15 protein-coding genes are annotated in these 13,188 nt (G+C 73.7%); 1 reads left to right on the forward strand and 14 read right to left on the reverse strand.

Going from position 1 to position 13,188, the window contains the following annotated elements; genetic code table 11:
• On the reverse strand, nucleotides 1–486 hold a 486-nt coding region (locus tag ACFXHB_RS42550; RefSeq protein ID WP_380582222.1), incomplete at its 3' end, for a M64 family metallopeptidase.
• A 245-nt stretch (nucleotides 487–731) separates the two neighbouring features.
• Here ACFXHB_RS42550 and ACFXHB_RS42555 point away from each other — a divergent pair.
• Nucleotides 732–1,196, forward strand: a complete 465-nt coding sequence (locus tag ACFXHB_RS42555; RefSeq protein ID WP_380582224.1) for a hypothetical protein — start codon at nucleotides 732–734, stop codon at nucleotides 1,194–1,196.
• A 173-nt stretch (nucleotides 1,197–1,369) separates the two neighbouring features.
• Here ACFXHB_RS42555 and hypE read toward each other — a convergent pair whose 3' ends face one another.
• The 13 genes from hypE to ACFXHB_RS42620 form a co-directional block, all read right to left on the reverse strand.
• A complete protein-coding gene (gene hypE, locus ACFXHB_RS42560; RefSeq protein ID WP_380582247.1) occupies nucleotides 1,370–2,449 on the reverse strand; it encodes a hydrogenase expression/formation protein HypE in 1,080 nt (359 codons plus the stop codon).
• A 10-nt stretch (nucleotides 2,450–2,459) separates the two neighbouring features.
• Nucleotides 2,460–3,584 carry a hydrogenase formation protein HypD gene (hypD, locus tag ACFXHB_RS42565; RefSeq protein WP_380582226.1) on the reverse strand — a complete coding sequence of 375 codons (1,125 nt, stop codon included), beginning with the start codon at nucleotides 3,582–3,584 and terminating at the stop codon, nucleotides 2,460–2,462.
• Nucleotides 3,581–3,868, reverse strand: a complete 288-nt coding sequence (locus ACFXHB_RS42570; RefSeq protein ID WP_380582228.1) for a HypC/HybG/HupF family hydrogenase formation chaperone — start codon at nucleotides 3,866–3,868, stop codon at nucleotides 3,581–3,583. Before ACFXHB_RS42570 ends, hypD begins: the two co-directional genes overlap by 4 nt.
• 15 nt (nucleotides 3,869–3,883) lie before the next feature.
• On the reverse strand, nucleotides 3,884–6,202 hold the full coding sequence (gene hypF, locus ACFXHB_RS42575; RefSeq protein ID WP_380582230.1) for a carbamoyltransferase HypF: 2,319 nt from the start codon (nucleotides 6,200–6,202) through the stop codon (nucleotides 3,884–3,886).
• Entirely contained in the window at nucleotides 6,199–7,023 is an 825-nt protein-coding gene (gene hypB, locus ACFXHB_RS42580; RefSeq protein WP_380582232.1) for a hydrogenase nickel incorporation protein HypB, read from the reverse strand. Before hypB ends, hypF begins: the two co-directional genes overlap by 4 nt.
• A 5-nt stretch (nucleotides 7,024–7,028) precedes the next feature.
• The gene (hypA, locus tag ACFXHB_RS42585) at nucleotides 7,029–7,409 is read right to left on the reverse strand and encodes a hydrogenase maturation nickel metallochaperone HypA (RefSeq protein ID WP_380582234.1); all 381 of its coding nucleotides are present in this window, start codon (nucleotides 7,407–7,409) and stop codon (nucleotides 7,029–7,031) included.
• A gap of 116 nt (nucleotides 7,410–7,525) precedes the next feature.
• The gene (locus ACFXHB_RS42590; RefSeq protein WP_380582236.1) at nucleotides 7,526–7,630 is read right to left on the reverse strand and encodes a DUF6893 family small protein; all 105 of its coding nucleotides are present in this window, start codon (nucleotides 7,628–7,630) and stop codon (nucleotides 7,526–7,528) included.
• The gene (locus tag ACFXHB_RS42595) at nucleotides 7,624–8,130 is read right to left on the reverse strand and encodes a hydrogenase maturation protease (RefSeq protein WP_380582238.1); all 507 of its coding nucleotides are present in this window, start codon (nucleotides 8,128–8,130) and stop codon (nucleotides 7,624–7,626) included. The genes ACFXHB_RS42590 and ACFXHB_RS42595 overlap by 7 nt, the downstream gene beginning before the upstream one ends.
• Nucleotides 8,127–9,491 (reverse strand): hypothetical protein, encoded by a 1,365-nt coding sequence (locus ACFXHB_RS42600; RefSeq protein ID WP_380582240.1) that lies wholly within the window; start codon nucleotides 9,489–9,491, stop codon nucleotides 8,127–8,129. Before ACFXHB_RS42600 ends, ACFXHB_RS42595 begins: the two co-directional genes overlap by 4 nt.
• Nucleotides 9,488–10,132, reverse strand: a complete 645-nt coding sequence (locus ACFXHB_RS42605) for a DUF6084 family protein (protein WP_380582242.1) — start codon at nucleotides 10,130–10,132, stop codon at nucleotides 9,488–9,490. The genes ACFXHB_RS42600 and ACFXHB_RS42605 overlap by 4 nt, the downstream gene beginning before the upstream one ends.
• Nucleotides 10,129–10,731, reverse strand: a complete 603-nt coding sequence (locus ACFXHB_RS42610) for a DUF5947 family protein (protein ID WP_380582249.1) — start codon at nucleotides 10,729–10,731, stop codon at nucleotides 10,129–10,131. The genes ACFXHB_RS42605 and ACFXHB_RS42610 overlap by 4 nt, the downstream gene beginning before the upstream one ends.
• A 44-nt stretch (nucleotides 10,732–10,775) precedes the next feature.
• Nucleotides 10,776–11,240 carry a thioredoxin gene (locus tag ACFXHB_RS42615; protein WP_380582244.1) on the reverse strand — a complete coding sequence of 155 codons (465 nt, stop codon included), beginning with the start codon at nucleotides 11,238–11,240 and terminating at the stop codon, nucleotides 10,776–10,778.
• Nucleotides 11,237–13,021 carry a nickel-dependent hydrogenase large subunit gene (locus tag ACFXHB_RS42620; RefSeq protein ID WP_380582245.1) on the reverse strand — a complete coding sequence of 595 codons (1,785 nt, stop codon included), beginning with the start codon at nucleotides 13,019–13,021 and terminating at the stop codon, nucleotides 11,237–11,239. Before ACFXHB_RS42620 ends, ACFXHB_RS42615 begins: the two co-directional genes overlap by 4 nt.
• Nucleotides 13,022–13,188: the final 167 nt, after the last annotated feature.

Below are 13,188 nucleotides of genomic sequence, written 5' to 3' on the forward strand. Positions count from 1 at the left end.
GGCCCGGGGTCCGCACGGACCCCGGGCCGGTGCGGCCACCTCGCACACGTGAGGTCCTCCCGTCCCCGGCGGACAGGAGGACCGACGCGCGGAGGTCAGCGGGTGACGCTCGAGACCAGGCCGCGGGTCAGCGCCGGGGTCAGGGCCGGGGTCAGGGCCGGGTCGACGACCGCCGGCGTGAGGTCGGTGGCGACGGCCTTCAACTCGTGGGCGCGGGCTTGGAACCGGCCGGGCCGAGGTCGGCGACCGGGTGCTGCCGTAGCCGGCGCCACCGTACTTGGCCGTGTCGGCGACGACGATCACGAGGTCGGCCCGCAGGGCCTTGGCGGCGTAGGAGTCGACCGCCTTGATGTCCACGCAGAGCGACCGCTCGATCGAGTCGCACCAGAAGCGCGCGCCGAGGGCGGTCTTGCGGACGGTGCTCTGCTTCGGGTCGCCGGAGACGCCCGACTGGGCGGAGACGGCGTCTGGCTGGGCGCCACCCACCTCACCCGTGTCTACGGCCGACCCGCCGCGAACGGTTCACCCGCCGCTTCGGGCACCCTCCCGCCACTTCCGCCCCGCCTGCACTCCTTAACCGTAGACGCCACCGGAAGACCACATTCCCATGTCAACTCGTCTTCTGGCGTTCAATTTGACGATGCCTCAGCTCAAGGGGCATAGTGAAATATCACATTGCAACGACCTCCTGGGCGGTCCAGGAGGCCCCTTCACACAGGAGAAGGCTCCCCATGACTCGCAAGATCCTGACGACGGCCGCCGCAGCGGTCGCCCTGGGAACGGCTCTGGTCGTCGCGGCTCCCGCCGGTGCGGCCACCGCCTCCGGCGCCGCCGACGCCCCCACGGTGATCTGCGACAACTACGGCCTGCAGGCCGGTCTGGCCACCAAGGTCTGCGCCACGGTGAGCGGAGACGGCATCGAGTTCACCGGCCACGTCGGCCTGGCCGGCCCGCCGAGCCCCGGCAGCCCGCTCCCCCGGCCCCAGCAGCTCGACGTCCTCCTGACCGGCAGCGTCGCCGGCGGACTGACGCTCGGGACGACGCAGCAGACGCTGACCTTCCAGAGCCGGCCGGTGCGGGTCGAGGGCGTGCACGGCACGGTGCCCTGCGGCTCGACCGTGCACGCCTCGTTCTCGGTCGCGTCCGCCGGATGGCTCGCCAACCCCGTCACCACCGACATCCCGGTGACCTGCTGACGGAACGGACCTCCGGACCGCCCTGGCCCGCGCTGACGAGCCCGGGCCGGGGCGGCACCGGCGCGCGGCCGCACAACCGCGCCACCGCGCAAGCCACGCAGCCGCGTCGGCCGGGCCCGGACCGGTCCGGGCCCGGCCGGGCGCACACCCGGCCGGGCCCGACACCCCCGGACCTAGCAGATCCGGGGCAGCTGCTCACCCATCGGCAGGTCGACCACCCGCGTGCCCCCGAGCGCCGTGCGGGCCACGACCATGCCGGGGTGCTCGGCCACGCACTCGCCGATCACCGCGGCCCCAGCCCCCAGCGGGTGCGCCCGCATGGCGGCGAGCACCGCCTCCGCCCGCTCGCGCGGCACGAAGGCCACCAGCTTGCCCTCGTTGGCGACGTACATCGGGTCGAGACCGAGCACCGCACAGGCGTTGGCGACCTGCGGCGGCACCGGAACGGCCCGCTCGCTCATCACCACACCCACCCGGGCCGCCGCCGCGACCTCGTTGAGCGCCGCGGCCAGGCCGCCCCGGGTGGGGTCGCGCAGCACGTGCAGGTCCGGGGTGACCGCGAGCATGGCGTCGACCAGTCCGCCGAGCGCGGCGCAGTCGCTCTCGATCTCCACGCCGAACTCCAGGCCCTCGCGCACGCTCATGATCGCGACGCCGTGCAGCCCGATCTCGCCGCTGACGATCACCACGTCGCCCGGGGCGGCCCGCTGCGGCCGGATGTCCACCCCCGCCGGAACGAGGCCGATACCGGCGGTGTTGAGGTACACGCCGTCCCCGTGGCCGGCCTCGACGACCTTGGTGTCACCGGTGGCGACCTCCACGCCGGCCACCCGCGCGGCCTCCCCGAGCGCCCGGGCGACCCGGTCCACCACCGCCATCTCCACGCCCTCCTCCAGGATGAACCCGCAGGACAGGTAGGCCGCCCGGGCCCCGCTCATGGCGAGGTCGTTGACCGTCCCGTTGACGGCGAGGTCCCCGATGCTGCCGCCGGGGAAGAAGAGCGGCCGCACGACGTAGGAGTCGGTGGAGAAGGCGAGCCTGGCCCCGCCGAGTTCGAGGACGGCGGAGTCGCCGAGCCCGGCGAGCAGTCGGCCGCCGAACGCCGGGGCGAAGATGTTCTCCACCAGCTCGGCCGACATGGCCCCGCCGCCACCGTGCCCCATCACCACCCGGGGGTGGTCGCGCAGCGGCAGCGGGCAGCTCCACCCGGAGAGGTCGGGCGCCGCGGCGGACGCGCCGGACGGCACGGTCAGGATCTCGGCCTCAGCCAACGGGGCTCGCCTCCCGGGGAACGGCCGGCGTGCTCAGCCGGCGGTAGAGGTAGTACGCGGCGCAGGCCCCCTCGCTGGACACCATGGTGGCGCCGAGCGGGGTGCGCGGGGTGCAGGTGGTGCCGAAGGCCTCGCACTGGTCGGGCTTGAGCAGGCCCTGGAGGACCTCCCCGCTGCGGCACTGCGCCGGCTCGCGGGTGGTGATCCCGGTGACGTCGAACCGGTGCTCGGCGTCGTGGTCGCGGTAGCGCGGGGAGAGCCGCCAACCGCTCCGCGGGATCACCCCGATGCCGCGCCACGCGCGGTCGGTCACCTCGAAGACGTCCTCCAGCATGGCCCGGGCCGCCGGGTTGCCCTCCGCGCGGACGGCCCGCGCGTACGCGTTCTCCACGGTGTGCTCGCCGCGCTCCAACTGCCGTACGGTGCGCCGGATTCCCTCCAGGATGTCCAGCGGTTCGAAGCCGGTGACCACGATCGGCACCCGATGGCGTTCGGCCAGGGCCGGGTACTCGCCGGTGCCCATCACGCTGCACACGTGCCCGGCGGCCAGGAAGCCCTGGACCCGGCAGTCCGGCGAGGTCATGATCGCCTCGATCGCCGGGGGCACCCGTACGTGCGAGACGAGCATGCTGAAGTTGCGCAGGCCCTGCTTCCGGGCCTGGTGGACGGCCATCGCGTTCGGCGGGGCGGTGGTCTCGAAGCCGATCCCGAAGAAGACGACCTCGCGGTGCGGGTTCTCCCGCGCGATCCTCAGCGCGTCGAGCGGCGAGTACACCACCCGGACGTCACCGCCCTCGCCACGGACCCGGAAGAGGTCGCGGTCGGTGCCCGGCACCCGCAGCATGTCGCCGAACGAGCAGAAGATCACCTCGGGCCGGGCGGCGATCGCCAGCGCGCGGTCGATCATCTCCAGCGGGGTCACACAGACCGGACAGCCCGGCCCATGGATCAACTCGACTTCCTTCGGCAGGAGTTGGTCGATCCCCTGGCGAATGATGGTGTGCGTCTGCCCACCGCACACCTCCATCAGCGCCCACGGCCGGGTGACCGTCGCCCTGATGTCCGCGAGCAGGACGGCCGCCAACTCCGGGTTCTGGAAATCCTCCAGGTACTTCACCGCCGCTCCTCCCGCCCGGCCGCCGCGGCCGCTTCCCACGGATCGCCGAACTCCTCCTGGAGCAGGCCGATCTCGGCGAACAGCTCCAGCGTCCGGCGGGCCGATTCCTCGTCCAGGCGCTGCAGCGCGAACCCGACGTGCACGATGGCGTACTCACCCACCTTCAGGTCCGGCAGGTACTCCAGGCACACGTCCTTGACGACTCCGCCGAAGTCCACGACCGCCATCCTGGCACCGTCGCGTTCCGCGATCTCCACCACTCTTCCGGGCACCGCCAGACACATCCGGGTTCTCTCCTCTCAGGTGGCGGCCGGGCCGGCGGCCCGGGCGGCCACCATCAGCTGCCCGAGCGCCAGTCCTCCGTCGTTGGGCGGCACCCTGCGGTGCCGCAGCACGGTGAAACCGTCGGCCCGCAGGCCTTCCGCGCAGGCCGAGGACAGCACCGCGTTGGCGAAGACCCCGCCGGTCAGCGCGACCGTCGCGGTGCCGTGCTCCGCCCTGGCCGCTCCGCAGACCCGGCGGACCAGCCCCGCCACCGCCTCGTGGAAGCGCGCCGCGATCCGGCCGGCCGGGGCACCGGCGGCCAGGTCGGCCAGCACGGCGGCCAGCACCGGCGCCGGGTCGGCGACCACCGTCCCGGCCACCGACCGCAGGTCGAACGCGTACCCCTCGGCGGGGCCGTGCGCCAGCGCCGCGCCCTCCAGCTCGATCGCCGCCTGCGCCTCGTACTCGGCCCGCTGGCAGACCCCGGCGAGAGCCGACACCGCGTCGAACAGCCGCCCCATGCTGGAGGTCGGCAAGCAGTTCAGTGATCGATCCAACTGCCGCTCCAGCACCCGCCGTTCGTCCTGGGGGCAGGCCAGTACGGGCGGCAGTTCGGACGCCCACGGCAGCCCTGCCGCGCGCAGGTGCGCGAGCGCCATCCGGTACGGGCGCGCCACCGCCGCGTCCCCGCCCGGCAACGGGACGTACGCGAGGTGGGCGAGGCGGCGGTAGCCGTCGTAGTCGGCCAGCAGCAGCTCTCCGCCCCACACCGCGCCGTCGTCACCGAACCCGGTGCCGTCGAACGCGACGCCGAGGACGGGCCGTCCGCCGTCGAGGCCGTGTTCGGCCATCACCGAGGCGACGTGCGCGTGATGGTGCTGCACCGCCCGCACCTCCCGCCGGCCGGCGGTGCCCCGGGCGTGCCGGGCGGACCGGTAGCCGGGGTGCCGGTCCACGGCCAGCAGGTCGGGCCGGACCCCGGTGACGGCGCCCAGGTGCCCGACCGCGCGGTCGAAGGCTTCGAGGGTGGCGAGGTCGTCCATGTCCCCGATGTGGCCGGAGAGCCAGGCGTAGCCGTCCTCGGCCAGCGCGAAGGTGTTCTTGAGGTCACCACCGACGGCCAGCACGGGCCGGACCGGCACCGGGAGCGGCAACGGCAGCGGCGCGTGGCCCCGGGAGCGGCGGATCGGCAGTTGCTCACCGTCCACCACCCGCACCACCGAGTCCTCGCACGGGACGTGGATGGGCCGGTCGTGCGTCAGCCAGGCGTCGACCAGTGGCGCGAGCCGGGCCAGCGCGTCCCGGTCCTCCGTCACGACCGGCTCGCCGGAGAGATTGGCGCTGGTCATCACCAGCAGTCCGGGGCCGGGCGGGGCGATCAGCAGGTGGTGCAGCGGGGAGTAGGGCAGCATCACCCCGAGGTCGGGGCTGCGGGGCGCCACCGCCTCCAGCGCGGGCGGCAGCGGTGCCCGGCGGCGCAGCAGCACGATCGGCCGGACGGGCCCGGTGAGCAACTCCTCCTCGACCCCGCCCGGGTGGACCAGTCCGGCGAGCTCGCCGAGGTTCCGCGCCATCACCGCGAAGGGCTTGGCGCCGCGGCGTTTGCGCCGGCGCAGCCGGGCCACGCTCTCCTCGTTCAGCGCGTCGCACACGAGGTGGTAGCCGCCGATCCCCTTGACCGCGAGGATCGCTCCGCCGGCGAGCAGCCGCCGGGCCTCGGTGAGCGCCGTCTCGCCGTCGAGCGTCGCCAGCCCCGGCACGACCAGGGCGAGCCTGGGTCCGCACGCGTGGCAGCAGACCGGCTGGGCGTGGAACCGCCGGTCGGCCGGGTCGGTGTACTCCCGCTCGCAGTCCGGGCACATCGGGAAGCCGGCCATGGTGGTGTTCGCCCGGTCGTACGGCAGACCGGTCACGATGGTGTGGCGGGGGCCGCAGTTGGTGCAGCTGATGAACGGGTGCCGGTGGCGCCGGTCGGCCGGGTCGTCGAGTTCGGCGAGGCAGTCCGCGCAGGTGGCGGTGTCGGGCGGGATCAGCGTCCGGCGCGGGCCGTCGGCCCGGGACGGCGTGATGGCGAAGCCGGGTACGCCGGTGAGGGCCAGCGCCTGGTGGTCCACCGAGGCCACCCTGGCCAGCGGCGGCGCGTCGGTCGCGATCCGGCGGCAGAACGCGTCCACCGCCTCCGGCCGCCCCTCGACCTCGGCCAGCACGCCGTCCCCGGTGTTGGTGACGGTGCCGGCCAGGCCGAGTTCGGTGGCGAGGGTGAAGACGAACGGCCGGAACCCGACCCCCTGGACGAGTCCGCGGACGGCGACCCGGCGCCGCTGTGACCCGTCCGCCGGCCGACCGCCCGTCACGACCGTTCCGCCACCGCGGCGTGCGGGTGCGCGGCGCCGGACCCGTGCGGGTGCCCGTCCTCGTCCCCGTGCGTGTGCGCGTGCGGGTGCCCGTCGTCCCCGTGCGCGTGCGTATGCGAGTGCCCCGTCCCCGGCGTGCCCGCCATCACCGGCCGGTGGGCCGGCGTCCCGTCCAGCACCGCGAGCGCCCGGTCCAGCAGCACCCCCGCCCCCTGCCCGGTCCGGACGGAGGTGAACAGCACCTCCACCCCCGGGTTGACCCGGGCCACGTTCGCCAGGAACGCGGCCTCGTCGAACTCCGCCGCCACCGCGAGGTCGGTCTTCGTCACCAGCACCAGATTGGCCAGCCCGAAGGCCGTCGGGTACTTGAGCGGCTTGTCCTCGCCCTCGGTGACGGAGGCGAGCACCACCCGCAGCGACTCACCGAGGTCGTACGAGGCGGGGCAGACCAGATTGCCCACGTTCTCGACGAAGAGCAGCCGGGTGTCCGCCGGCAGCCAGCCCGCCAGGTGGTCCCGGAGCATCGCCGTCTCCAGATGGCACAGCCCGTCGGTGAGCACCTGCTTCACCGGCGCTCCCGAACGGGCCAGCCGGACCGCGTCGTTCTCGGTCGCGAGGTCCGCGGTGAGCGCCGCCACCGGCACCCCGCGGGTCCGGGCGAGCCCCAGCTCGGCCTCCAGCAGCGCCGTCTTCCCGCTGCCGGGGCTGGACAGCAGGTTCACCACCACGGTTCCGCGCGCGGCGAGTTCGGCGCGCAGCTCGCGGGCGCCGTCGTCGTTGCGGGCGAGGACCGCCTGCCGGAGTTCCACCGTGCGACACATCGGGTTCAGCCTTCCTGGTCGGCCAGGGCGCCCGCGGGGCGCTCGGCCCACTGGACGCCGAGGATCTGCAACTCCCGGCCCGCGAGCAGCTCGACCCGGGCGCCGGCGCAGCGCGGACACCCCAGGTCGGGCGGCATGCCGACGGCCCACTCGACACCGCACGGGGTGCACCGCGCCCGCGCCGGCACCGCCTCGGTCTCCAGCACCGCGCCCTCCACCAGCGTCCCGGCGCAGGCCAGTTCGAAGCAGAAGTCGAGTGCGGAGGGCACCACCCCGGCGAGTTCGCCGACCTGGAGGCGCACCTTCTCCACCGCGACCGCGCCGTGTTCACGGGCTGCCGCGTCCACCTGCTCGACGACAGCCGTCGCGATCGACATCTCGTGCATCGATCCCACTCCCCTGGCCGGAGGCAACAGGCTTCATTACAGGGCGCGGTGGCGACCACGGCTCGCAGCCGCGCCGCCACCGCGCCCGGAGTACACCGTTCGCCGCAACCCGGTCCTCACATCCGCAGGATCCGCAGGTAGCGCTTGAGGTCGGGCAGGCTCTGCCAGACCAGGGTCACGACGGCGGCCACGACGGCCACCCCCAGCAGGTTCTTCAGCATGGTGACGCCTCTCTCTGCGCCTGCGCGTCCGATCCGACGATCCGCAGGACCACTCCGACCGCCTCCTCGACGGCGGCGGCCACCGGGGCACTCAGCCCGATGCCCTCCTCCAGTGACGCCGGCTCGCAGCCCACCACCAGCACCCGTCCGGGCGGGGATCCGCCCGTTCCGGCGGCCAGCGTGGCGAGCAGCGCGAGTACGGCGTCCGGGCCCATCCGGTGCCCGTCCAGCACCGGTGACTCCACCGGCCCGGCGTCCGCCTCGATCAGGTACACCGTGCCCGGTTCCCCGCCGCGCGCGGTGGCGTCGACGAGCACGAGCGTCCGGTAGCCGTCCAGCAGCTGGTAGGCCAGGTGCACGCCGCGTACCCCGATGTCGACCAGCTCGACGTCCGCCGGCAGCGGGTGGGCGGCCAGCCGCCGGACGGTCTCCACGCCGAACCCGTCGTCGCCGAGGAAGATGTTGCCCACCCCGGCGACCAGGACCCGGCCCGTGCTCATGACTCCTCCAGCGGGGTGACCTCGTCGGGCTGGAAGTAGCGGAACCGGCCCTGGGCCCGCCACAGGTCCGCTCCCGGGTCGTCCTCCACGGTCACCGCCAGGTGCACCGAACCGTCGACGTCGTGCAGCACGGCCTCCACCACGGCGGTCCGACCGTGAAGGAAGAGGTCCTGCGCGTCGGTGCGCCGCCGGCCGGGCCGGAGCAGGACGCGGCTGCCGGCGCCCACCTCGCGGCCGTCGACCACCACGCGGTCGCGCTCCGGGTCCACCTCCGGGTCGTTGCCCGGGTCCCACCAGGGCTGGTCGGAGGTGTCCCCGGTGATCTCACGCAGACCCCGGACGGCGCCGTGCAGGCGTTCCAGGACCTCCCGCGGCATCGAGTCGGCGAGGTCGATCACGGCGCCGGCCCGCTCGTCCGTGCCCCGGGCCTCGCGCTTCTCGCGCTCGGTCAGGGCCGCCGTCCGCAGGGCGAGGATCTCGTCGATCTCGGTGGCGTCGTACAGCGTGCCGAGGCTCTCGGGGGCGACGAGCGGGTGGTCCTCCAGGATGATCGGCGAGGACAGCAGTACCTGGTTCCGGCCGGGCGGACCGGCCAGCACCGGCCAGGTGTGCTCGTTGCGGCACTCGGCCACGGCGGCCTTCGCCCACTCGGGCGGGTCCGTCACCGACAGGAAGGTGCCCCGGTCGAGGCCGAGCAGCAGGTGCGCCGAGACCAGCGCGCGCGGCAGTGCCGCGTCCCGCCGGTCGCCCGGGGCCGGCGACCAGTCGGCGGTGTTCTCCACCACGACCGTCAGCCTGCGCACCGCGTACGGCCCCGGGACGTCCCGGGCGGTCAGCCGCAGGACGCCGTCGGCCTGCTCGCGCCGGCGCAGCAGCCGGCCGACCGTCACCCCGTCCTCGCGGAGCAGTTCGCGCTCCTCGCAGGCCGGCAGCCGGAACTCCCGGACGATCCCGTCCCCGGCCAACTCATCCACCGGGACGACGAGTTCGACCCGCTCCTCGACTCCCTCGTCCCATGGGACGAGCACCCGGTCGGCGAGCTCCAGCTCCTCCACCGGTTCGAAGCCGCCGGCCGGGGTGGCGCGCTGGACGGTCCGCCGCTGCGGCCGGAGGAACCGCAGCTCCACCGCGAGCCGGTCGCCGGGGCGGGGCTCCATCAGGCACTCGGTGCGCTGGTGGCAGTGCTCGCCGCTGTCCTCGCCGTAGCCGGGCGGGACGAGCACGCCGAACTGCCAGCGCAGCCGGTTCTTGGCCGCCGACGCGCGGTAGGGGTAGAGGACGTACCCCTCGAACAGGACGGCGTCGGCGATCTGCCGGGCCTGGGCGAACCGGCTCTCGGTCTCGGTCGTGAAGGCGTTCACCGGGCGACCTCCCCGGCCCGGACCGCGTCGAGCAGCTCGCGCACGGTCGCCTCCCAGGACGGCAGGGCCCGCCGCGAGCGGTGGGCGAGCAGCTCCGCCATCAGATCGGCGGGCAGCCGCAGCCATCCGCAGCCGGGGAAGTGCTGCTCGATCATCTCCCGCCACACCCGGACGGGCATCCGCAGCGTCGCCTCCTTGTCCCAGGGCACCGGGGTCACCTGGAAGCCGCCGGGGCCGGTGAACGCGGTGCCGGAGAACAGCAGCAGCAGGGGCACGTCGCCGCCGTCCAGCGCCGCGAGGTAGCGGGCGGAGGCCACGTCCATGTCGTAGGTGCACGGCACGACCAGGTCCACCTCGGTCTCACCGGTGAAGCCGGGGACCATCAGCGGGACCAGGGCGAACTGCACCGGGTGCAGCGTGCTGCCCCAGCGGGAGCGCTCGCCGAACAGGTCGGTCAGCCGCTCGCCCTCGGCCTCCTCGTAGGAGCGCCGCGCGGGCTCGATCCGCAGCTGGCAGCGGAGCGCGAGGGCGTGCACCCGGGTGCCTTCGGGCGCGGTGATCCGCAGCCGCAGGACCAGGGTCGGCCCGGCCGCGTGGGGATCGGCCCGTACTCCGGTGCAGGCGAAGGACAGGTCGGTCACGAGGCGACCTCCGGTCGGGGGGTACGGGCCCGCCCGGCCACCCGCGCGAAGAACGCGTCGAGTTCGGCCCGGGCCTCGGCGCCGCCGTCGAACCCCTTCCAGCACCGCCGCAACCGGCCCACCAGCTCGTAGCAGACGTCGATCGGGACCAGGAAGCACTGCACCGGGCTCGCCGCCGGGTGCCGCAGCAGCAGCGCCTCGACGTCGGGCTCCAGTTCGGCGGCGAGCCGGCTGTCGCCGAGCGCGGCCTGCCAGTGCGTCTCGTCGGGCTCGCTCTCGGTCGCGCCGCCCGGGCCCGGGTACAGCAGCACCAGCCGGTCCTGCCGGGAGTTGCGGAACAGGAAGGCCGTCTCGACCGGGATCCCGAGCGCCGCCCACTGCTCCTCGCCGAAGCGGTGGTCCGGCTCGGCGAGGTAGCGGTCGGGCACGCCGCGATAGCGGCCGCCGGCCGCGCCGGGCTGCTGGAACAGCAGCCCGCAGGCCGTGCAGACGCAGGTGAGGGCCTGCTCCTCGGTGTCCACCAGGTGCCGGTGCTCCCGCGGGACCTGCTGGCCGCAGAACGTGCAGCGCTCCGGCTGCGGGGGCGCGGGCTCGCGCATGCGGCGCAGCAGCGCGGCGCCGGGGCGGGCGAGCTGACGGGCGCTCACCGTGCCTCCGCCGAGGCCGGCGGGCGGGTGCCGATCTGCAGCAGCTGCGGGGCGCGGTCCAGCTCCACCGCCGTCACCTCGGGGGCGTGGCAGGCCAGCGCGGCCTCGATGTCCTGCTCGGCGCTGCCGCAGCCGGTCTTGGTCCGGCGCAGCCGCAGACTTCCCGTCCCGGGGTCGAAGCCGAGCACCTCGACCGGCTCGGGCAGCGAGTCGAGCGCGCGGGAGATCCGCGCGGTGACGTCCTCGGGGTGGAGGTCGTGCAGGACCAGCAGCCCGGCCACCGCCGGGTCGTCCAGCAACGGCCCCAGCGTGTGCGGCGGCAGCGCCCGGACGAGCCGGGTCAGCCCGTCGCCGTAGAAGGCCATCAGCTCGCGGACCAGTTGCTCACCGGCCACCTGCTCGCCGCCGGTCAGCCGGTCCAGTGCCTCCTGGATCCGCAGCCCGGTCTCCTCCGCCGTCATGCGGTGAGCCCGCTCAGGCCGGTGGGCACGTGCATCTTCTGCACGGTGCGGCCGTCTCCCACGTACATGTGGACGCCGCAGGGCAGACAGGGGTCGAAGCTGCGCACGGCCCGCATGATGTCGATGCCCTTGAAGTTCTCCGGCGAGTTCTCCTCGAAGATCGGCGTGTTCTGCACCGCGTCCTCGTAGGGGCCGGGGGTACCGAAGCTGTCGCGCACGCTGGCGTTCCACGGCGTCGGCGGGTACGGGTGGTAGTTGGCGATCTTGCCGTCCCGGATCACCATGTGGTGCGACAGGACGCCGCGCACGGCCTCGGTGAAGCCGCAGCCGATCGACTCGTCCGGCACCTCGAACCGCTCCCAGGTCTGGCTGCGCCCGGCCCGGACCTCGGCGAGGGCCTTCTCCGCGAAGTGCAGGGCCGCCGCGGCCGCGTAGGCCTGGAAGTACGTCCGGGCGCGGTTGCGCTCGATGGCGTTGCTCCACCGCGGGATCTTCCACTCGAAGGTGGTCTCCGGCTTGGTCATCGAGCGCGGCAGGTTGATCTGCACGCTGTGGCCGGTGGCCTTGATGTAGCCGATGTCGACCAGGCCGGACAGCGCGGTGGACCAGAGGCGGGCGATCGGGCCGCCGCCGGTGTCGAGGGCGAGGTAGTCCTTGCCGTCGAACCAGCGCGGGGACATCACCCAGCTGTACTTGTCGTCGAAGTCGCGCTTCTGCGGCGCGGGCACGGTGTGCTGGTTCCACGGGTGCCTGGGGTCGACCGGGTTGCCGAGCGGGTCGTGGGTGACGAACAGCTCCTTGCCCTCCCAGTCCTCGTAGTACGAGCTGCCGAGCAGGATGCGGATGCCGAGGTTGATCTCGGTGAGGTCGTTGGTGACCAGCTTGCCGTCGACGACCACGCCGGGGGTGACGAACATCTTCCGACCCCAGTCGGTCATGTTCCGGTAGGTGAAGTCGCAGTGGTCCGGGTCGTTGAGGCTCCCCCAGCAGCCCAGCAGGACGCGCCGCCGGCCGACCTCCTCGTAGCCGGGCAGGGCCTCGTAGAAGAAGTCGAAGAGGTCGTCGTGCAACGGCACGACCTTCTTCATGAACTCCACGTACCGCATCAGCCGCGTCAGGTAGTCGGTGAACAGCTGGACCGACGCCACCGTGCCGACGCCGCCCGGGTAGAGCGTGGAGGGGTGCACATGGCGGCCCTCCATCAGGCAGAACATCTCCCGGGTGTACCGGCTGACCTGGAGCGCCTCGCGGTAGAACTCGCCCTCGATCGGATTGAGCGAGCGCATGATGTCGGCGATCGTCCGGTACCCGTGGTCGCCGGCGTGCGGGGCCGCGGTGCGCTCGGCCAGCTCCAGGACGCCGGGGTTGGTCTCACGGACCATCTTCTCGCAGTAGTCGACCCCGACCAGGTTCTCCTGGAAGATGTTGTGGTCGAACATGTACTCGGCGGCCTCGCCGAGATTGATGATCCACTCGCCGAGGTGCGGGGGCTTCACCCCGTACGCCATGTTCTGCGCGTAGACGGAACAGGTGGCGTGGTTGTCGCCGCAGATGCCGCAGATGCGGCTGGTGATGAAGTGCGCGTCGCGCGGGTCCTTGCCCCGCATGAAGACGCTGTAGCCGCGGAAGACCGAGGAGGTGCTGTAGCACTCCGCGACCTTCTTCTGCTTGAAGTCGATCTTCGTGTGGATGCCGAGACTGCCCACGATCCGGGTGATCGGGTCCCAGGACATCTCCACCAGGCCGCTGCCGTCGCCGGCTGCCTTCGTCGTCGGTGCCATCGTGTCTGTCGTGCCCTTCTGGAAGCGGGGAGGGTCAGCGGCGGAGCGGGGGGCCCCCCCGGGGGGGGGGGGGGCCCCCCCCCCCCCGCCCCGGGGGGGGGACCCGGGGTAGGGTGCGGCCCCGGGGGGGGCCCCAGGGGTGGGGTTTGGGGGGGTTTATTTGGTTT

Source organism: Kitasatospora sp. NPDC059327 (assembly GCF_042752535.1).
GTDB lineage: Bacteria > Actinomycetota > Actinomycetes > Streptomycetales > Streptomycetaceae > Kitasatospora.

Bases quoted from the DNA above. Each gene is read 5' to 3' on its own strand.
- ACFXHB_RS42590 (WP_380582236.1), bottom strand. From the start codon at position 7,630: ATGCTGAAGAACCTGCTGGGGGTGGCCGTCGTGGCCGCCGTCGTGACC.
- ACFXHB_RS42610 (WP_380582249.1), bottom strand. From the start codon at position 10,731: ATGCGCGAGCCCGCGCCCCCGCAGCCGGAGCGCTGCACGTTCTGCGGC.
- ACFXHB_RS42615 (WP_380582244.1), bottom strand. From the start codon at position 11,240: ATGACGGCGGAGGAGACCGGGCTGCGGATCCAGGAGGCACTGGACCGG.
- hypB (WP_380582232.1), bottom strand. From the start codon at position 7,023: ATGTGTCGCACGGTGGAACTCCGGCAGGCGGTCCTCGCCCGCAACGAC.
- ACFXHB_RS42620 (WP_380582245.1), bottom strand. From the start codon at position 13,021: ATGGCACCGACGACGAAGGCAGCCGGCGACGGCAGCGGCCTGGTGGAG.
- ACFXHB_RS42555 (WP_380582224.1), top strand. From the start codon at position 732: ATGACTCGCAAGATCCTGACGACGGCCGCCGCAGCGGTCGCCCTGGGA.
- ACFXHB_RS42570 (WP_380582228.1), bottom strand. From the start codon at position 3,868: ATGTGTCTGGCGGTGCCCGGAAGAGTGGTGGAGATCGCGGAACGCGAC.
- ACFXHB_RS42595 (WP_380582238.1), bottom strand. From the start codon at position 8,130: ATGAGCACGGGCCGGGTCCTGGTCGCCGGGGTGGGCAACATCTTCCTC.
- hypA (WP_380582234.1), bottom strand. From the start codon at position 7,409: ATGCACGAGATGTCGATCGCGACGGCTGTCGTCGAGCAGGTGGACGCG.